Raw genomic sequence first — 18,890 nt, 5'->3', positions numbered from 1 at the left:
GGCAAGGCAGGGCCGATCGAGCCACGCTTACTCAGGTGAACATGATCAACGTGGAACCGCGCTGCCGAATCATCCTGGACAACGACTGGGCAGGTGATCCGGACGGACTGATCGGGTTGGCCCATCACGCGTTGTCTCCCGCCAACCGGATCATCGCGATCACGAGCTCGCTAACCAACCCGATGTTCGGGCCGCCTGAAGGCATGGCACAGGCAGGAGCGGACCTGGCTGAGGACCTGCTTCGGGTCCTGAAGCTCCCGGAGCTGGCAACCGTCCACGCGGGCCCGGACACTTATTTCACCGGGCAACCCCGGGACAATGCGGCAGCACGGGCCATCATTGACGCCGTCAGGGCCGGCACCTCAGACGACATTCCGCTGATCCTCGTGTGTGCCGGTCCGCTGACGAATGTCGCCGACGCACTCCTCCTGGAACCGGGAATCGCCGCCTTGTTCACGCTTGCCTGGGTCGGCGGGTCCGCTGCGAACGAGGATGAATACAACTGCTACACGGATCCTGCCGCCGCCCGGTTTGTGCTGGACAATCAACAGCTCGGCGTGTGGCAGTTTCCTTTGGAAACCTACCGCCAGCTTGTCATTTCTGTTGCCGAACTCGACTATTCGCTCAAAACGGCGGGCCCGGGCGGTGCCTGGCTGTGGGAGCGGTTCAACACCGTGCAGGTCCCTGACTTCGTCAAATTCGGGCCGCTGTGGTGTCTGGGGGACAGCGCGCCTCTTGTCGTCACCGGGCTCGACGACGTCACGTGCACCTTCGAGGAAACAGACAGCCGGCCCTCCAGGAGGACCTACACGGGCGTGGACTCCAGACTGATCATCGCAGACTTTTTTGCGCGGCTGCGGCTGCACAACTAAGCGCACGCCCGGCGCCGTCGTCCTCCCGAACCTGACGTGATGGCGGGATTCGAACCCGCGTCAACGGTTTTGCAGACCGCTCCCTGGCCTCTCGGGCACACCACGTACCGGTAGCCTAGGCAAAGCCCGGGCAAGGTGTCCTCTGTGTGTAGAACTCGGTCGTTACGTTGCGGCTGACTACGCCGGAGCTGGACGGAACTACGCGGCCTGGTAGCCCGCCAGGTCCAGCGTGTACACCACCAGCTGGACCTTCGGGGCAGGCCGCGGCCGTTCCCGTTCCGGCCGCCGGACAAAGCCGAAGCGCCGGTAGAGCTGCTGCGACCGCTCGTTCTCCGCCCCGGTGTCGAGCACCAGGCCGCCGGCGCCGGTGGCCTGCGCGAGGTTTGCCGACTCGGCGAGCAGCCTCCAGCCGATGCCCGAGCGGCGGGCCTGCGGCAGCACCGCCAGCAGCCGCAGCTCCATCTCGCCGTCGAGTGCCTGGCGTGCCAGGGGTGAACCAAAAGGCAACAGGCTCGCGGTACCCACCAGGCCGCCGTCGGCCGCGTCCTCGGCGACCAGAAGCACACCCTCCCTGGCACGGGCCGCGGCGTTGAGCAGCAGTTCGAGGCGCTCGGAATCAGGCGCCGTGGCGCCCGGGAGGTGGTGCCCGAAGCCCTCATAGGTCACGCGGCCCACGGCGTCGAGTTCTGATTCCGCAGCCTCGCGGATCCGGTACTGTGTTGCCGTTCCTGACAGTGTCACGCGTGCACTCCTTTGACGTTGAGGGGCTGGCCGCAGGCCTGCATCACAGGCTAAACGCGCCGCGCGAGCGGCTCCCACACCAGCGACATACCCCGACGTTCTTCGTCACCCAGGGCACGCATTTCGGGCTGTTTTGTTACGCCCCGCTTCGGGCCGTGAAGCTGCGTTTCCATGCGCGTCAGTTCGTTGCGGCCCGGGTTGGGAAGCGGGCCGCAAGGTGCTTGATTGGGTCTACACGCTTCGAAAGGACTCGCCATGACGGAACTCTCAGACCTCAGCCCGCGCCGGATCCGCAACGTGCTGGGCCACTTCGCAACGGGCCTGACCGTGATCACCGCGGCCACCGAGAACGGCCCTGCCGGGTTCACCTGCCAGTCCTTCGCGTCCCTCTCGCTGGAACCGGCGCTGGTGACCTTCAGCCCCGCACGGACCTCCAGCACCTGGCCGCTGCTGCGCGCGGCGGGCCGCTTCACCATCAACATCCTTCCCGCAGACCACCAGCACCTGGCGGCCCAGTTCGCGCGGTCCGGTGCGGACAAGTTCGCGGGCGTCGACCACTCGCCGTCGCCCCTCGGCAACCCCGTCCTCGACGGCGCCATGGCCTGGGTGGACTGCGAATTGCACCAGGAGTACGACGGCGGTGACCACACCATTGTGGTGGCCGCGGTTCATGCGCTGAGCGCCCGTTCCGAGGTCGATCCCCTCCTCTTCTTCAAGGGCGACTACGTCTCCGTGCAGGCGCGGGCCAAGATCCTGGAGGGCGTCGCATGACACGGGGCGGCGTGGCGAGGGTGAAGGCCACGTCCCGGCGGCGTGGCCGCCGGTCCGCGCAGCCGGAAACCAGCGACGACGTCTGGCAGCCCGCGGAGGACTGGGAAGCCATCACGGTGGGGGCCACGGTTGAAGTCACTCTTCCCGCCGGGCACTCCTACACTGGCCGGGTCGACTCAAAGACGCCGGACTCCGACCTGGTGTGGGTCATCGATTCCGGCGGCCAGGGGCGCCAGATGTACGGCAACCGCGACGGCGTGCGCCTCCGCCCGGCACCGGGGAGGCGGGCATGAGCGTCCTTCTGCTGTCCGCGGCCTTCGTTGCCCTCCTCGCGGCGGGCGGCGTGTGGGCGGCGTTGCCGCTGCTGACCGGTGCGGCTGACGCTTTCCACGGGGCTGAAGCGGACCGGGCCGCAAACCTGGATCCCCCTTCCGCAGACGCCGCCTTCAACGTTTACCCCTACGGCTGGAAGCCGTAGGGGTTTTCGCTTTCAAACTGCCGGTCACGCTAGCTAGCCTTCACCGCTCCGGCGATCCGGCCGTCAACCAGCACCGCCAGCAGACCACCATCCAGCAGACCACCATCCAGCAGGCCACCAGCCAGCAGGCCACCATCCCGTAGGCCACCATCCAGCCGGACGCCGCCGGGCAGTACATCTGCCAGCAGCTCGCCGGTTCCAAGGGTGGTGAACGCAACCCCGTGCCGTGCCGCGGGTTCCCGTGCCTGCGACGGTCCTGCCGCCAAGGCGGCCTGCAGCGAACCCAGCGTCACCGCCGCCGCGACCTCCCTCGGGTGGACGCTCCCGTACGAGGTCCCGCGGTCCAGGGCCACGAAGGCAGGTTCGCCGTCCTCCAGGCCGCGCCGCTGCAGCTCGGTGTGCGCCTCGGCCACGGTGCACGAGACGGGCAGAATGTGCACGCCCGCGGCAGGAAAGGGCAGCAGGCTCCCTGCGGTGCCCTCCTCGGCCGAGGGCTTGAGGAAGCCCGCGGATGTCAGCCAGCCGTCGTCGAAATACGTGGAGAGGTAGTTGCGCCCGGAATCGGGAATGATCACCACGATCGTGTGGGTCTCGTCCAGTTCTTCAGCCAGCCGCAGGGCTGCGGCCAGCGCAGTGCCGGCCGTGCCGCCGATGAGCAGGCCCTCTTCGCGGGCGGCCTTCCGGGCGGTCAGGATGGACTCCCTGTCGCTGACCCGCACGTAGCGGTCCACCAGGGAGGTATCGAACGCCTGGGGCCAGACGTCCTCGACTGAATCGGGATGGACGGCGTGACCGGCCCCTTCGACGTACTTGGCGGCCCCGTCGCCGCCGCCGTACGCGGAGTGGTCGGGGTCGGCGGCCACCACCTGGACCGATCCGCCGCTTGCCTGTTTGAGGAACCGGCCCGTCCCGGTGATGGTCCCGCCGGTGCCCACGCTGGCCACCAAATGGGTGACCGCGCCATTGGTGTCGCGCCAGATCTCCGGGCCCGTCGATTCCACGTGGGCGCCGGGGTTGGCCGGGTTGTCGTACTGCTGCGCCAGCCACGCGCCCGGGGTGGCCTCGGCGAACCGGGCCGCGCGGTTGGCCAGGTGGTCCGGGTGGCTGCGCGGAACGAAGTCCGCCACGAGATGCACCTCTGCGCCGTAGGCTCGCAGGAGCCGGATCTTCTCGGCAGCGGTGGCCGCAGGGGCGAACACCACCGCGCGGTAGCCGAGGTGGGCTGCCACGAGGCTCAGGCCGATCCCGGTATTGCCGCTGGTGCCTTCAACCACGGTGCCGCCCGGCGCGAGCAGGCCGTCCCGCTCCGCCGCACGGATCATGGACAGCGCGGCGCGGTCCTTGACACTGCCGCCGATGTTCTGGAACTCCAGCTTGGCGTAGATGCGCGGGCGCAGCCCGTCACTCAGCCGGGTGAGCCTGACCAGCGGGGTGTTGCCGATGGCGTCCAGCACCGACTCGTAGATTGTCATGGCTGGAACGGTAGGCCGCCGGGCATCCGGCCGCAAAAGGCCTTAAGCCGTGTTGCCAAGCGTGTCTCTCCATGAGCTTTGATGTCGGTTTTCCGGATGTTTGGGTCAAATTACGACGGCGGCCGGGCGGGTTCCGTCACCGGCGTTCACGGGGGTTCACCCTCCGACCCGCGATGCAGGGGCGGCCGCCGGCCAGCCGTAGAGTCCGGCCCATGGGGCGGCGCGGAGCAACAGACACGGATACATCAGCACGCGCCGGCCTGTGGTTGTGCCTCGGCGCCGGCTTCATCACCCTCCTTGACCAGTCGGTCTTTGTCCTCGCCGTTCCGGCGATGACCGCCGGGCTGGATGCGGACGCTGCGCAGGTGCAGTGGATCCTGGCCAGCTACTCGCTGGCGTTCGGAGTGGCGCTGGTTCCGGCGGGACGGCTCGGCGACGTCCTGGGCAGGAGGGCGCTCTTCATCGCGGGCATAACGGTGTTTGGCGCCTTCAGCCTGGTGGGCGGACTGGCCTCCGACCCGGCTCTGGTGATCGCTGCCCGGCTGCTCCAGGGGCTCGGCGCCGGCACCCTGAATCCGCAGGTCCTGGGTCTCCTCCAGGACCTGTTTTCCGGAACCCGACGGGCCAAGGCACTGGGCTACTACGCCGCCGCCGGGGGCTTCGCCGCCGTGTGCGGCCCCCTTGCCGGCGGCCTGGTCCTGTCCGCGGCCGGGGACTCTGCCGGGTGGCGGGTGCTCTTCCTCATCAACGTCCCGCTGGTGGTGCTCCTGGTGCCGCTGGCGTTCCGGTTTCTGCCGGCACGCCCCGGCCGGGACCGCCACCCCGGCTCCGCGTCCATCGACGGGGTAGGCGCCCTGCTGCTGGGTGCCGTGGTGGTGGCCTTCCTCGTCCCCACGGTCTACGGCACGCCGGAGTCGTCCCCGGCCTGGCTGGCCGCAGGAGCAACGGTGCTCCTGGGTTTTGCGGGCTGGGAGCTGCTGTATCACCGGCGCGGGCGGACGCCATTGCTCAGCGCAGGGCTGGTCCGTTCCGGGGGCTACGTGCTGGGCACGGTGGTGGCGCTGTGCCAGTTCGGCGTGGGCGCTGCGATGTCCGCGGTCATGGCTTTCTACTTTCTGTCCGGAAGCGGCCTCGCCCCGCTCGCCGCGGCAGGCATCCTGGCACCCCAGGCCGCCGGCATGCTGCTGGCCTCCGGGTCCAGCTGGCGGTTCGTCGCCAGGTTCGGCCGGGCCGGCATCGTCTTCGCACTGGCCGCCAGCCTCGCCACCCTCGTCGCCAAGGATGCTGCGGTGCAGCACCTGGACCACTCGGCCGCGGCGCTGGCTGTTGCCGGGGTGGGCCTGGTCCAGGGAGCGGCGACGGGCCTCGTGGTGGCGCCCAACCAGGCCCTGACGCTGGGGCATGCGCCGGCCGGGACCGCCGGGGTGGCCGCCGGCTTCTACCAGCTGAGCCAACGGTTCTCGGCGGCGCTGTGTTCGGCCGCCGTGGCCGGTCTGTTCCTGCACGCAGGATCCGGTTTAGGCAGTGCTGCCGGGTCCGTGGCCGCGGGCAACGGCTACCGCGGCGCCTTCCATGACGGCATCATCCTGTGTTCGGCCCTGACCGCCGTTGCCATCGCCGCCGGCAGCCTCGACTGGATCCGGACCGCGGTGGTGCGCCGCCGGAACGGCAACGCCGCCCGCCCCGCTGTAGCGGAACGGACGGCGTCGGCGGAACGGACGGCGGCAGCGGAAGGGACGGCGCCGGCCGACCAAGCCTTGGCGGACTCTCGCTAGACGGCCGCCGGCTGGGCCGGCTCGTCGATTTCCACCGTCGGCCCGGTGGCGGGGACCCCGGCGTCGCGCAGTGCCGGGAACCCGCCGTCGACATGCACGGCACGGGAGTAGCCGAGCAGCTTGAGTTTCTCGGCCACGGGACGCGAGCCGTTGACCGAACCGCAGAAGACGACGATCTGCTGGTCCGTTCCGGTCACGCCGGTGAGGCGGGCGGGGGACTCCGGCCCAAAGTCCTGTGCCACGTTCTCGCGGTCCACCACGACAGCCGCCGGAACGCTGCCTGTGCTGGCCCTGCCCTTGTCGCTGCGGACGTCGATCAGGAGGGCCCCCGCGCCGATAAGCCGTGCGGCCTCATCGGCGCTGACCAGCTGCGGATCAAGAGTGGTGTTTTCGGTGCTCATTGGTGCTCCTTCGAATGTTGGTTAATGATGGGAAGGGTGTCAGGAGAGTCCCCAGGCCTGCGCGAGCAGCTCCTGGGACCGGACCCGGTCAGCCTGGTGGTGGGTGATGGTGGTAACCAGGAGCTCGTTGGCTCCGGTGGCGCGCTGCAGGGTGCGCAGCCCCTCCGCCACCTGCACGGGGTCGCCCACGAAGCGGGTGTCCAGCCTGTCCTGGATGAGGTCCGCTTCGGCCGGCTCCAGCTCCGGCCGGCGTTCGGCATCCCCGGGCGCCGGGTACGGAATGGCGCCGCGGCCGGTCCTGATGCTGTGGACCCAGTCCGCGTACCCGGCTGCGATGGTCCTGGCCCGGGACTCGGTCTCAGCCACCACGACATCGGCGGACACCGCTACGTACGGCTCAGCCAAGGTGGCGGACGGTTTGAAATGCGACCGGTATTCGCCGACGGACTCCAGGACCGCGGCCGGGGCCACATGATAGTTCGCCCCGAAGGGCAGGCCGAGCTTTCCGGCGAGCCGGGCACTGGGTCCGGCGCTGGACCCGTGGATCCAGAACCCGGGAGCGTTGCCCTGCGCCGGGTGGACGGTGACTTCCGTGCCCTGCGCTGCGCGGTATTCGCCGGCGAAGAACGCGATGATGTCCTGGACGTCGTTTTCGAAGTTGTCCGCATCACCGGCCACCCGCCCCAGCAGATCGGCCTGGACCTGGAAGCGCTCGGGGAACTTCCTGCCGAACAGCGGCCGCGGGGCCGGGATCACCAGGCCGTCCACCACGCGGTTCCCCGAAGGGCCGGAGGAGGCCGGCGAAGGGGCCAGCGGAGCGGGAGCCCCGGCCTCTTCGGCCGGCACCTTGGGCACCCCGGACCTGCCAAAGCCGAGGTCCACGCGCCCCGGGTACAGGGCGGACAGTGTCCCGATGTTTTCGGCGATCTGCACCGGCCGGTAGTTACCCAGGATTGTGGCCGCCGTTCCCACCCGGATGCTGCTCGTCGCCGCGGCAATGAGGGCGGACAGGACGTGCGGGGCGGAGCCGGCAACGCCCGGACTCAAGTGGTGTTCGGCCAGCCAATAGCGGCTGTACCCCAGCGCCTCTGCCGAGACGGCCAGCGCAATGCTGTTCCGCAGGGCGTCTGCGGCAGTCTGGCCGGCGGAGACGGGGCTGAGATCAAGGACCGAGAGGGGAACCGCGGAAGGCTTGGGCATGGCAGAACACTACGGAGCGTCCGGCGCTGGCCAAACTCCTCCGTCACCGTCCTCAATGTCCGGAAACCGGGGGTAACCGGAGCCCAAAATCCGTCACAAATGAAGGCTGCGCATGACGGAATGCACCGCTGCTTGACGCGGTATTTCCCGAATTGACACCACGAGACCGGCGGTTTGGAAAAGTCCGGCCAGCCCTCCTAGATTCAACGTCTAGGTCCAGAGTCAGCACGCCAAGGACCGGCTCGTGCTGCGGCAACCCTCAGGCATTTGATGGCGGGGTGCTCCGGAAACAGACCTGGCCGCATTGCGGCAAGTGAATGTCGAGACGGCCGTCCGCGGCCCCTAAAAAGAGGGAACCATGCCTTCATTACCCACACCCAAAAACCGTTCCGCCGTGCTCGGCATCGAGCTCGACGGGGACGGCGCGCACCCGGCAGCCTGGCGGTTCGCCGCGCACGAGCCCAACGCCCTGCTGACCGGCAGCCGCATCCGGGAAACCGTGCAGGCAGCGGACGTCGCCGGCTTCCACCTCGCCACCTTCCACGACTCGCGGACCATGGACACCGAAGCCGCCGGGATCGCGGGACGGATCGACGCGGTGCAGCGTGCGGCCTTTGCCTCGCCCGTGACGCGGTCGATCGGCCTGGTGCCCGAGGCGGGCGTGGTCTACACGGAGCCCTTCCACGTGGCCACCCAGCTGGCGAGCCTGGACTATTCCTCCCGCGGCCGGGCAGGGTGGCTGGTCAGCGCAGAGAACACGCCGCAGGAAGCACGTTCGGTAGGCCGCGACGTCCTTCCCGCCGGGGAAGCCGGCGCGGAGGCGGCGGACGTCGTCGAAAGCGCCCGGCGGCTGTGGGATTCGTGGGAAGACGACGCCGTGATCCGGGACGAGGCCACCGGCCGGTTCCTCGACGCGGGCAAGCTGCACTATGCGGATTTCGAGGGAAGCCAGTTTTCCGTGAAGGGCCCGTCCATCATTCCGCGCCCCTTCCAGGGGCAGCTGCCGGTCTTTGCCCCGGCGGCCCTCCTGCCCACCGTCGAAGCCGACGTGGCGCTGGTTACCGCGGCCACGCCGGAGGAGCTGGCGCCGGCAGCCGAGGCTGCAAGGAACGCCGGCGCCCCGCGCACACTCCTGGAACTGGACGTGGTCCTCGACGCCCGTGGCCAGCGGGCAGCCGACCGGCTGGCCGAACTGGAAGCGCACGAGCCATGGCAGGGCGGCGCCCGCTACGTGGGAGACGCGGCCGGGCTGGTGGAGCTCCTCGCCGAGCTGTTCCAGCAGGGCGACGGGGTCCGGATCAGCCCCGCGGTGCTGGACACCGACCTTCCGGAGCTGGCCGCCCTGGTGCTCCCGGAACTTCGGCGCAGCGGCCTGCTGTCCAGCCCCCTCCCGGGCAGCACTCTGCGTGAATCCTTCGGCCTGCCCCGTCCCGCCAACCGCTACGCCGCCGCCGCGGCCCTCTAGAGAGGCCAGACCCATGAGCACCCCGTCGCGCACTGCCGGCAACGGCCAGATCCAGTTCGGCGTCTTCTTCCAGGGCGTCAACCACACCACAGTCTGGCGTGATCCAGAGAGCGGATCCCAGACCGACTTCGAATCTTTCCGCCGGGTGGCACAGACCGCAGAACGCGGCCTCTTCACGGCCTTCTTCCTGGGCGAAGGGCTGCGGCTCCGCGAACACCTGGGCCGGATCCACGAGCTCGACGTCGCGGGCCGGCCGGACGCGCAGACGGCCCTCGCGGCCCTGGCTGCAGTGACCACCAACATCGGACTCGTGGCCACGCAGAACACCACCTACAACGATCCCGCCGACCTGGCCCACCGGCTGTCCAGCCTGGACCTTCTCTCGGGCGGCCGGGCGGCGTGGAACATCGTGACCACGGACAACGCCTGGACCGGTGCCAACTTCCGGCGCGGCGGGTTCCTGGCTCACGAGGACCGCTACATCCGGGCCGAAGCATTCGTCCAGACCGCCAAAGCGATCTGGGATTCCTGGGCTGACGGCGCAATCGCCGGGTCCCGGGGCTCCCGCAGATGGCTGGCCGAGGACGGCATCACCTCCGTCCGCCGCAAGGACGCGAGTTTCGACGTCGAAATCACCGGCCGCCTCCCGCGCTCCGGCCAGCACCACCCGGTCCTGTTCCAGGCCGGCGACTCCCCGGACGGGCGCGACTTCGCGGTCCGCAACGCCGACGTCATCTTCTCCCGGCACGCCGGGCTGGAGGAGGCCAAGAAGTTCCGGGAGGACATTGTGGCCCGGACGCTAAAGGCAGGCCGGCCGGCGGATGACGTCAAGATCTTCCCGGGACAGGAGTTCATCCTGGCACCCACCGCCAAGGAAGCGGAGGAAAAGCACCAGTGGGTCCGCGAACGGCAGGTGGGTCCGCAGACCGCCATTGCGTTCCTGGAGCAGTTCTGGGGCCGCACCCTCAGCGAATACGACCCCGACGGCCCGCTTCCCGGCGTCGACCCCGTCGTAGACGTCACCGACCCCACCCGGGGCAACGCGTTCCATGGAAAGAACGCCCGGGAGCTTGCCGCGGAGTGGCGGGCCGAGGCGAAGGAGAAGGGGCAGTCCATCAGGCAGTTCGTCTCCGGCCGCGCCCAGCTCAACGGCCGGGGCCTGGTCGGTTCCTACGACGACGTCGCCGACCTGCTGGCCGAATACGCCCATTCCGGTGCCGTGGACGGTTTCAACATCACGCCCTGGATCGTCCCCTCCGGACTCGACGACATCGTCAACGAGCTTGTCCCCAGGCTGCAGGACCGAGGGGTCTACCGGACCGAATACGGGGGCACCACGCTCCGCGAAAACCTGGGGCTCCGCGCCCCGCTGTCACACCGCAGCGGCTCCCTGGCATCGGTGGGCACCAACGAAAACGAGGAAGTCGCATGACCACCCGAAACATCAACGCTGCTTCCACCCGTCCTGAACCGGCCAAGGCACGGCGGATCGGCAGGACAGCGGCCGCCGGTGCGCTGCTGGGAACCGTTACGCTGCTGCTCGCCGCGTGCGGCGGAACGTCCGACGCCGGATCCCAGCCGGGTGCCAGCGGCACCCCTGTCCGGGGCGGCAACCTCAATTTCGCGGTTTCCGTGGACCGCGGGTGCATCGATCCGCAGCAGGTGGGCAACAACGACGCGATCGCCGTCGCCCGCCAGACGGTGGCGTCGCTGACCTCCCAGGACCCGGACACCGGCGAGATCGTGCCGTGGCTGGCCGAGAAGTTTGAGGCGAACAAGGACGCCACGAGCTTCACGTTCACGCTCCGGAGCGGGGCCACCTTCGCCGACGGGACACCCATTGACGCCCAGTCGGTCAAGACCAACTTCGAGGCGATCAAGGCCCTCGGCGCCAAAGCCACCTTGGGTTCCACGTACCTCAGCGACGTCAGCGGCATCACGGTCAAGGATCCGAAGACCGTGGTGGTGGATTTCGCGAAGCCGAACGCCCAGTTCCTGCAGGCCACCTCCACCTTCACCCTCGGGCTGCTCTCCCCGGCGTCGGCGAAACTCAGCACGGCCGACCGGTGCGCCGGCAAATTCGACGGATCGGGCCCGTTCACCGTGAAGAGCTACACGGTGGACAAGGAAGCAGTCCTGGAGCGCCGGGCAGGATATGCGTGGCCGGCCTCCACGAACAGCAACAAGGGTGAGGCCTACCTGGACACCGTCACCTTCAAGATCATCCCGGAAGCAGGCAACCGGACCGGCAGCCTGCAGTCCGGGCAGATCGATGCCACAGCGGCCATCTCCGCTGCGGACACCAAGCTCTTTGACGGCAACGGCTTCTGGAAGGAGACCAGGGCGAACCCAGGCGTGGTCTACAACCTGTACTCCAACGAGTCCACGCCGAAGCTCAAGGAGACGGCGGTGCGCCAGGCGATTTCCAGGGCCATCAACCGCGAGGAAATCACCAAGACGCTGCTGACCGAGGCAGACCAGCCCGCCAAGGGAGTGCTGTCCCACACCACCCCGTTCTTCAAGGACTTCAGCGATCTGCTGAAGTTCGATCCCGACGGCGCCAAGAAGCTCCTGGACGACGCCGGATGGAAGCCCGGAGCGGACGGCATCCGCGCCAAGAACGGCCAGAAGCTCTCCTTCTCGGTCACCTACTGGCAGTCGCCGAAGGAAGTCCTGGAACTCGTGCAGCAGCAGCTCAAGGCGGTGGGCATCGACCTTCAGCTGAAGTTCACCACCATCGCTGACGTCACGGCAGCCCAGGCGAACAAGGACTACGACTTCTCCTACGGCAACCTGACCCGCAGCGATCCGGATGTCCTGCGGACCGTCTTCGGCGCCAACACGGCCCGCGGCGGCAGCAACCTCCGCTCTGCTTTGCCGGTGGACACCACCCTTGGCGAGCAGGCAGCCGCACTGGACAAGGGCGCACGGCAGAAGCTCGTGGACCAGGCCCAGGAGACACTCATCAAGGACGCGCACTCCATCCCGCTGTACGAGCTCTCCACCACGATCTCCGCCAGCGGGAAGGTGCACGACCTGAAGTTCGAGGCCTCCAGCCGCCTGGACTTCTACGACGCCTGGCTGGCCAAGTAGTGTTCCGCTACATCGGGCAACGTCTCTTGCAGGGTGCCTTTGTTCTCTGGGCGGCCTACACCGTCTCCTTCTTCATCCTTTACCTGCTCCCGGGCGACGCCGTCAGCATCATGGCCAGCGGGGACGAACAGAATTCCGTGGACCCTGCGCTCGTGGCGAAGCTCCGCAGCGAATACGGGCTGGACCGGCCGCTACACGAGCAGTACCTCATCGCCCTGGGCAAGGCCCTGCAGCTCGACTTCGGCATCTCCATCAAGAACGGCGTGGCTGCCACCCAGTCCGTGGCCGAGGTCCTGCCGGAAACCATCAAACTGGCCGCCGCGGGATTCGCCCTGGCCGTACTGCTCGGCAGCGCCCTGGCCACCGCGGCCACCTTCAGCCGGAACCCCTGGGTGCGGCAGGCCCTCGGCTCGCTGCCCCCGCTCGGGATCGCCGTGCCGACGTTCTGGATCGGGCTGCTGCTCCTGCAGCTGTTCTCCTTCCGGCTCCGGATGTTTCCGGCGATCGGTAACGACGGCGCCGCCAGCATCGTCCTGCCGGCACTCACCCTGGCGATCCCGACGGCGGCCGTCATCGCCCAGCTGCTGTCCCGCAGCCTGCGCCAGACCCTCGGCGAGCCGTACATCGAGCAGGTCCGGGCCAAGGGTGCCAGCGAAGCACTCATCAACTTCGGGCACGCCCTCCGCAACGCGGCCATCCCCACCCTGACGATGCTTGGAATCCTGGTGGGGAACCTGCTGGCCGGTGCCGTGGTCAGTGAAACCGTATTTTCGCGCGCCGGCATCGGCCGGCTCACGGTCACGGCGGTCAACAGCCGGGACATTCCCGTGGTGCAGACGCTCGTTGTCCTCGCGGCCGCCATCTTCGTGGTCACCAGCCTCGTGGTGGACCTGATCTACCCTCTCGTGGACCCCCGCATCAACGTCGGCAAGACGGCCAAGGCCTAGGAGGCACCATGTCACAGCAGCTCTTGTCGGAGACCGACACGGATTCCCACACAGCCCGGGCAGGAGACGCAGCCGCCCGTCCGCCGCGCGCAGCGGGTGGAATTGACGCCGCCGCGGCCGCTGAACCGGCCCGTCAGCCGGGCAGGGGAGCGACGGGGCAGGGCCCGGGTCTCCGTTTCCTGAACCGGGCGGCCCGGGGCATCGTCAGCAGCCCGGGCCTGTTCCTCGCCGTCCTGGTGCTGGCTACCACACTGCTCTGGGCCGCCGTCCCGGGCGCCTTCACCCCGTGGCCGCCGGACACCGGGGTCCCTGCGGACCGGCTGCTGCCGCCGTCGCCCACGCACTGGTTCGGCACGGACAGCCTGGGCCGTGACCTGTTCTCCCGTGTGGTGCACGGCTCGGCGACGTCGCTGGCCGCCACTGCCGTCGCCGTGGCCGTTGGCCTCGTGGCCGGTTCGGCCCTTGGGCTGCTGGCCGGGTTTGTGCGCGGCTGGGTTGATGACGCCATCATGCGCCTCATGGATGTCCTGCTCGCCATTCCGAGCCTCCTGCTGTCCCTGGCCCTGATCACGGTGCTGGGCTTCGGCACGGTCAATATCGCCATCGCGGTAGGCGTGGCCAGCGTGGCCAACTTCGCCCGCATCATGAGGTCCGAATCGCTGCGCGTGGGAACGGCGGTGTACGTCGAGGCGGCACGGTCCTCCGGCGTGCGCTGGCACACCATCCTGCTCCGCCATGTGCTGCCCAACGCGGCCGGGCCGGTGCTCGCACTGTCCGCGCTGGAGTTCGGCGCGGCCGTGCTGTCCATCTCGTCGCTCAGCTTCCTGGGCTTCGGCGCCCCGCCGCCCGCCTCGGAATGGGGTTCCCTTGTGGCCGGAGGCCGCGACTACCTCGTGGCCGCGTGGTGGCTGGTGACCCTGCCAGGCGTGGTGATTGCCGCCGTCGTGCTTTCCACCAACCGCATCTCCCACGCTTTCCAGACAAGGACCAGCCGATGACCGCCAATACAGATGCAGCTGCCGGACCGCCACTGCTGACGGTGGAGGAACTGAACGTTTCCTACCTGGTGGACGGCGAACCGCAGCCCGCCGTGCTCGGGGTCAGCTTCCAGGTCAATGCGGGCGAGGTGGTGGCCATTGTGGGTGAATCCGGATCGGGCAAGACCACCACCGCGCACTCCATCATCAACCTTCTGCCGGGCAACGCCCACCGCGATTCCGGGACGGTACTGTTCGACGGCGCCGACCTCACCCGATTGACGCGCAAGGAATGGCAGAACGTGCGGGGCAAGGAGATCGGCCTGATTCCGCAGGACCCCACGGCGTCGCTGGACCCGCTGCAGCGCGTGGGGGAGCAGGTGGCCGAGTCGCAGACCATCCACCGGATCCAGCCCAGGAAGGCTGCCCGCGAAGCCGCCGTCCGGCTGCTCGAGGAGAGCGGGATCAGCGACGCCGCGGCGCGCGCCTGGCAGTACCCGCACCAGTTCTCCGGCGGAATGCGGCAGCGGGTCCTCATCGCCGCCGCGCTCGCCGCCAGGCCACGGCTGGTCATAGCCGACGAGCCCACCAGCGCCCTCGACGTGACGGTCCAGCGGCAGATCCTGGACAACATCGCCGCCCTGACCGCGGAGCGTGGAACTGCCGTGCTGCTCATTACGCACGACCTCGGCGTGGCAGCGGACCGGGCGGACCGGATCATCGTAATGCGGCACGGGGTCATCGTGGAGCAAGGCCCCACGGCGTCCGTGCTGGCCAACCCGCAGGACGAGTACACCCGCGCTCTGATCGCGGCAGCACCTGGATTGAGCCCGCGGCGGCTGAGGCCGGCTGGTGCTTCGACTGCCGGCGGCGCCCCTTCAGCTTGGGGCGCCCCTCCTGCCGGCGGCCCAGCTCCTGCGGGCGGTGCCCCGGAGTCCCGGCCCCTGGTGGAGGCCGCCGGACTGCGGAAGGTGTTCGGCTTGCCGCGTGCTGCGGGCAGCGCCCGGACTGTCACCGCCGTCGACGATGTTTCCTTTGACATCCGTAAAGGCGAGACTCTGGCACTGGTTGGTGAGTCGGGGTCCGGCAAGAGCACGGTAGCCAGGCTGCTGCTGCGCCTCGAGAAGCCCAGCGCCGGCTCCGTGCTCTTCGACGGGACGGACCTGGCCAGTGCGAGGGGCGAGAACCTCAGGCTGTTGCGCCGCCGGTTCCAGGTGGTGTTTCAGAGCCCCTTCGCTTCGCTGGACCCGCGCTTCAGCGTGGCGGACAGCATCGGTGAGCCGCTCCGCGCCTACGGCGACGGAAGCCCGGGCGAGCAGCGCGGGCGGATCGCGGAGCTCCTCGAGGCCGTGCAGCTGCCTGCGGCCTTCGCGCAGCGGCGCCCTGCGGAGCTGTCGGGCGGGCAGCGCCAGCGCGTGGCCATCGCGCGTGCCCTGGCCCTGCGGCCGGACCTTGTGGTCCTGGACGAGGCGGTGTCGGCCCTGGACGTTTCGGTGCAGGCACAGATCCTGGATCTCCTCGCCGGGCTGCAGGAACGGGACGGACTGAGCTACCTCTTCATTTCCCATGACCTCGCCGTGGTCCAGCAGATCTCGGACCGGGTGGCCGTGATGCGGGCAGGCAAGCTCGTGGAGCTCGGGGCCACCGCGGAGATCCTGGGCAATCCCGCGCACGAGTACACACGGCAGCTGATCAGTGCCATTCCGGGCAGGCAGGCGCTGGCCGTCTGACGGCAGGACTTCCGGGCCCGGGTTGTGGCCTACCGGCCCCAGTTTTCGAGCCGCTCCCTTCTGCGGTGACCGGCCTGCTCAACGAGTTCTATCATCCAGGGCCGGTGCCCCTGGTGGAACGTCATCCCTTCAGGCAGTCCCCGGACGGAAGGGACGGAATCGGCGATGTCGAAGGTGATGCGGCCGCCGCCCAGGGGAGCGTTGGTGATATGCAGGTCCCCGAACGACGGAGGAAGAACCGGGTCCATCCAGACGCCGCCCGCTGAAACAACAGGGTCATACCGCATCAGGCTCGTCACCAGCTGGATCGGCGCGGTGGCCGCCCAGGCCTGCGGCGAGCACGCCGTCGGGTACGGGACTGGGGCGGCGAGCTGCTCCCGGCTGAAACCGCAGAACAGCTCCGGGAGCCGTCCCTCGGAGTACTCGGCCGCATCCATCATGCCGGTGGCGATCCGCTGCGCCTCATCGACGAATCCATAGCGGAGGAGCCCGGCCGCGACGATGGCGTTGTCATGCGGCCAGACCGATCCGTTGTGGTAGCTGGCAGGGTTGTAGGCGCCCATGTCGCTGGCCAGGGTACGCACGCCCCAGCCGCTGAACATCTCCGGCGACATCAGGTGTTCGGCCACCTGAGGTGCCTTGTCCTGGTCGATGAGCCCCTGGAGCAGGCAGTGCCCCATGTTCGAAGCGCACGCGTCCACCTGCCGCTTCTTGCCGTCCAGGGCGATGGCGTAGTACCCGCGTTCAGGGATCCAGAACTGCTCGTTGAACTGTTTCTTCAGCCGGGCCGCACGGTCGGTGAGTTCGTTCCCGTAAGCCGTGTCCCCGGCGTCGTACGCCAGCCAGGCGCGCGAAAGGTAGGCGACGTAGACATAGGCCTGGACCTCGCACAGTGCGATCGGCGGCTCGGCCAGCCTGCCGTTGGCGAAGTTGATCCCGTCCCAGGAATCCTTCCAGCCCTGGTTGATGAGCCCCTGGTCGTTGAGGCGCTCGTATTCGACGAAGCCGTCGCCGTCCCTGTCCCCGTACTTCGTGATCCACTCGAGGGCGCGGTCTGCATGGGGCAGCAGGGCGGCGATCGTGTCCGCGGCGAAACCCCAGCGGCTGACCGCCCCGAGCACCATCAGGAACAGGGGCGTGGCGTCGACGCTGCCGTAGTAGTTGGACTTGCCGCCCAGCGACAGGCCGCTGGAGACGTCGAGCCGGACCTCGTGGAGGATCTTGCCCGGCTCCTCCTCGGTCATGGGATCCACCACGGATCCCTGGCGGTCCGCCAGAGTCTGCAGCGTGCCCAAAGCCAGCGACGGGTCCACCGGCATCGCCATCACCGAAGCCCACAGCGAGTCCCTGCCGAACAGGGTCATGAACCAGGGCGCCCCCGCGGCCACCACGACGCGCTCAGGATGGTCCGGGTCCTCGATCCGAAGGGCGCCCAGGTCGTCGTAGCTGCGGCGCAAGGTCCGTTCTACCGACCGGTTGCCCATCTGCAGGACCGGAATCTTGGCCACCCACTCCCGCCGCCGGAGGTCCCGGGGGGACAAGCCGTCCCCCTCGGAATGGACGAAAGCCATCGCCGAATCGGATCCCTCGGCGCTGGGCAGCACCGTCAGGACTGTGCTCCAGTGTCCGTGCGCCGGAACCGTTGCCCGGTACATGACCGCGTCGGCCGAAATGTCCGCGCCGGGGGCCTGGACCACCACGCCCTTCCGGACGTCCTGCCACGCCGCACGAATGGTGAGCGTACCGCCGTCGACCTGCCGTTTTTCGTCCCAGCGTCGCAGGATCCGCGCCTCTTTCACCTCGAAGAGGTCCGCGAAGTCCGCCCCGACCTTCAGCGCGATGACACAGTCGACCGGCTCGAGGGAGAAGTTCCGGACGGTGACCTGCTCCTGGATGCCGGCGCCCACTTCCCGCAGGCGCTCCACGATCAGCGGACTGTCGGCGTAGCCGTCCGAGCGGGGAACCCGCCCCACAAACAGTGCCCGGTACGGCTCCTTCGTCTCGGCCGCCAGCGGCTCCAGCGCCAGGCCGTCAACCGTCAGGCGCCAGCCCGAGAGGATGCGGGCGTCCTGCACAAAGAGGCCATGCGGATGCTCTGCACTGATGTCCCCGTTCGGCAAGGAAATGCAGAAGGACGACCCCTCCACCAAGGTGACTGTCCCGGCCCCCAACGGGCCCGCCGCCGTATCAGCATTCCATCCAGCCATCGGGGCCACCTCCGGGCAACTAGCAACAGCGCAACTGGCAACAGCGTGCAGTTCGACGCTACGCTTGCTTGCCCTGCCTAGCTAGGGCCGGACCCGGTTCTTCGCGCTAGGGGGTTGGACTACGACGCCGGGTGCAGAATTACGCCGGGATCGCCCCGGATTCCGGCTGGACGCCCCACGTCATCTTCCGGATCGTTTCGCGCTGCAAACCGCTGAGGGCGGCGAGCTCATAGTCGTCCAGAACTCCCCGCCGTCGTGCTGTTGCCAGGAGGTTCAGGCGGCGGTCTTCCAGCGTGGACTTGGACTCTTCAAGGTCAGCCAGCTCCGACTTGAGCCGGCGGATCTCGGCCAGGTGGTGCTCAGCCGGCAGGCCCGACGGGATCAGGTCGTCGGCCGACAGGCCCACGGTGCGGACCGCCCAGCGGGAGAGCGCCGCGGCTTCGGCGAGTCGGGTGACCTTCATTCCGTCGCAGAGCGCCTGGGCGACCTGCTGGTTCAGCCGGACGGAGAGGGCGCGCATGCTGGTGGCATTGAAGGAAATCCGCTGCCGGCTGTCCCGGAGCAGTTTGCGCGTCTTTTCCGCTTGGACGGCGGTCTTGTCGGGTTTCGCCGCCCCCCGGTAGCGGTAGTAGCCCTCCGGGCCGTCGTCGCGGTGCAGAACAGCCAAGCGCACTCCTCGGTTCGGAATTACATCGGACGGCGCCGCGGCGGCGCTGCCAAGCGGCACCCGCCGAGCGGGCCTGACTTACCTAGAAGGCTAG

At 68.8% G+C, this 18,890-nt stretch carries 17 protein-coding genes, 1 tRNA gene and 1 riboswitch; of the genes, 11 read left to right on the top strand and 7 right to left on the bottom strand.

The window, feature by feature from the left end:
* Positions 1-41: 41 nt before the first annotated feature.
* Positions 42-872, top strand: a complete 831-nt coding sequence (locus tag ACFRAU_RS02480; RefSeq protein ID WP_377998660.1) for a nucleoside hydrolase — start codon at positions 42-44, stop codon at positions 870-872.
* Between the two features lie 34 nt (positions 873-906).
* Here the strand turns inward: ACFRAU_RS02480 and ACFRAU_RS02475 are convergent.
* Positions 907-977: transfer RNA gene (locus tag ACFRAU_RS02475), tRNA-Cys, on the bottom strand.
* Between the two features lie 93 nt (positions 978-1,070).
* Entirely contained in the window at positions 1,071-1,613 is a 543-nt protein-coding gene (locus ACFRAU_RS02470) for a GNAT family N-acetyltransferase (protein ID WP_377998659.1), read from the bottom strand.
* A gap of 255 nt (positions 1,614-1,868) precedes the next feature.
* On the opposite strand from ACFRAU_RS02470, the gene ACFRAU_RS02465 reads away from it, so the two are divergent.
* Genes ACFRAU_RS02465 through ACFRAU_RS02455 form a run of 3 tightly spaced genes read left to right on the top strand, consistent with a single transcriptional unit; the run spans position 1,869 to position 2,862 of the window.
* A complete protein-coding gene (locus tag ACFRAU_RS02465) occupies positions 1,869-2,384 on the top strand; it encodes a flavin reductase family protein (protein WP_377998658.1) in 516 nt (171 codons plus the stop codon).
* On the top strand, positions 2,381-2,677 hold the full coding sequence (locus tag ACFRAU_RS02460; protein ID WP_377996950.1) for a hypothetical protein: 297 nt from the start codon (positions 2,381-2,383) through the stop codon (positions 2,675-2,677). The genes ACFRAU_RS02465 and ACFRAU_RS02460 overlap by 4 nt, the downstream gene beginning before the upstream one ends.
* The gene (locus ACFRAU_RS02455; RefSeq protein WP_377996949.1) at positions 2,674-2,862 is read left to right on the top strand and encodes a hypothetical protein; all 189 of its coding nucleotides are present in this window, start codon (positions 2,674-2,676) and stop codon (positions 2,860-2,862) included. The genes ACFRAU_RS02460 and ACFRAU_RS02455 overlap by 4 nt, the downstream gene beginning before the upstream one ends.
* A gap of 29 nt (positions 2,863-2,891) precedes the next feature.
* Here ACFRAU_RS02455 and ACFRAU_RS02450 read toward each other — a convergent pair whose 3' ends face one another.
* On the bottom strand, positions 2,892-4,334 hold the full coding sequence (locus ACFRAU_RS02450; RefSeq protein ID WP_377998657.1) for a PLP-dependent cysteine synthase family protein: 1,443 nt from the start codon (positions 4,332-4,334) through the stop codon (positions 2,892-2,894).
* A gap of 212 nt (positions 4,335-4,546) precedes the next feature.
* On the opposite strand from ACFRAU_RS02450, the gene ACFRAU_RS02445 reads away from it, so the two are divergent.
* On the top strand, positions 4,547-6,109 hold the full coding sequence (locus ACFRAU_RS02445; RefSeq protein ID WP_377998656.1) for an MFS transporter: 1,563 nt from the start codon (positions 4,547-4,549) through the stop codon (positions 6,107-6,109).
* Here the strand turns inward: ACFRAU_RS02445 and ACFRAU_RS02440 are convergent.
* Both ACFRAU_RS02440 and ACFRAU_RS02435 read right to left on the bottom strand, forming a co-directional pair.
* Positions 6,106-6,510, bottom strand: coding sequence for a rhodanese-like domain-containing protein (locus tag ACFRAU_RS02440; RefSeq protein WP_377998655.1), 405 nt, complete (start codon positions 6,508-6,510; stop codon positions 6,106-6,108). The genes ACFRAU_RS02445 and ACFRAU_RS02440 overlap by 4 nt on opposite strands.
* A gap of 39 nt (positions 6,511-6,549) precedes the next feature.
* Positions 6,550-7,710, bottom strand: coding sequence for an LLM class flavin-dependent oxidoreductase (locus tag ACFRAU_RS02435; protein ID WP_377998654.1), 1,161 nt, complete (start codon positions 7,708-7,710; stop codon positions 6,550-6,552).
* 213 nt (positions 7,711-7,923) lie between these two features.
* Positions 7,924-8,032: riboswitch (SAM riboswitch) on the top strand.
* Between the two features lie 36 nt (positions 8,033-8,068).
* On the opposite strand from ACFRAU_RS02435, the gene ACFRAU_RS02430 reads away from it, so the two are divergent.
* Genes ACFRAU_RS02430 through ACFRAU_RS02405 form a run of 6 tightly spaced genes read left to right on the top strand, consistent with a single transcriptional unit; the run spans position 8,069 to position 15,922 of the window.
* Complete coding sequence (locus tag ACFRAU_RS02430) at positions 8,069-9,175, top strand: LLM class flavin-dependent oxidoreductase (RefSeq protein WP_377998653.1); 1,107 nt, start codon at positions 8,069-8,071, stop codon at positions 9,173-9,175.
* A gap of 13 nt (positions 9,176-9,188) precedes the next feature.
* Positions 9,189-10,607 carry an NtaA/DmoA family FMN-dependent monooxygenase gene (locus tag ACFRAU_RS02425; protein WP_377998652.1) on the top strand — a complete coding sequence of 473 codons (1,419 nt, stop codon included), beginning with the start codon at positions 9,189-9,191 and terminating at the stop codon, positions 10,605-10,607.
* The gene (locus ACFRAU_RS02420) at positions 10,604-12,268 is read left to right on the top strand and encodes an ABC transporter substrate-binding protein (protein WP_377998651.1); all 1,665 of its coding nucleotides are present in this window, start codon (positions 10,604-10,606) and stop codon (positions 12,266-12,268) included. The genes ACFRAU_RS02425 and ACFRAU_RS02420 overlap by 4 nt, the downstream gene beginning before the upstream one ends.
* Positions 12,268-13,215, top strand: a complete 948-nt coding sequence (locus ACFRAU_RS02415; protein WP_377998650.1) for an ABC transporter permease — start codon at positions 12,268-12,270, stop codon at positions 13,213-13,215. Before ACFRAU_RS02420 ends, ACFRAU_RS02415 begins: the two co-directional genes overlap by 1 nt.
* Before the next feature lie 8 nt (positions 13,216-13,223).
* The gene (locus ACFRAU_RS02410) at positions 13,224-14,213 is read left to right on the top strand and encodes an ABC transporter permease (protein WP_377998649.1); all 990 of its coding nucleotides are present in this window, start codon (positions 13,224-13,226) and stop codon (positions 14,211-14,213) included.
* A complete protein-coding gene (locus tag ACFRAU_RS02405) occupies positions 14,210-15,922 on the top strand; it encodes a dipeptide ABC transporter ATP-binding protein (RefSeq protein WP_377998648.1) in 1,713 nt (570 codons plus the stop codon). Before ACFRAU_RS02410 ends, ACFRAU_RS02405 begins: the two co-directional genes overlap by 4 nt.
* Positions 15,923-15,951: 29 nt before the next feature.
* On the opposite strand, the gene ACFRAU_RS02400 is transcribed toward ACFRAU_RS02405, so the two are convergent.
* Together ACFRAU_RS02400 and ACFRAU_RS02395 are read right to left on the bottom strand one after the other, a co-directional pair.
* On the bottom strand, positions 15,952-18,129 hold the full coding sequence (locus ACFRAU_RS02400; protein WP_377998647.1) for a glycogen debranching N-terminal domain-containing protein: 2,178 nt from the start codon (positions 18,127-18,129) through the stop codon (positions 15,952-15,954).
* A 139-nt stretch (positions 18,130-18,268) separates the two neighbouring features.
* Positions 18,269-18,802 (bottom strand): hypothetical protein, encoded by a 534-nt coding sequence (locus ACFRAU_RS02395; protein ID WP_377998646.1) that lies wholly within the window; start codon positions 18,800-18,802, stop codon positions 18,269-18,271.
* Positions 18,803-18,890: the final 88 nt, after the last annotated feature.

Source organism: Arthrobacter sp. NPDC056691 (assembly GCF_042791415.1).
Lineage (GTDB): Bacteria > Actinomycetota > Actinomycetes > Actinomycetales > Micrococcaceae > Arthrobacter.
This window is presented reverse-complemented; position numbering and strand designations above follow the sequence as displayed.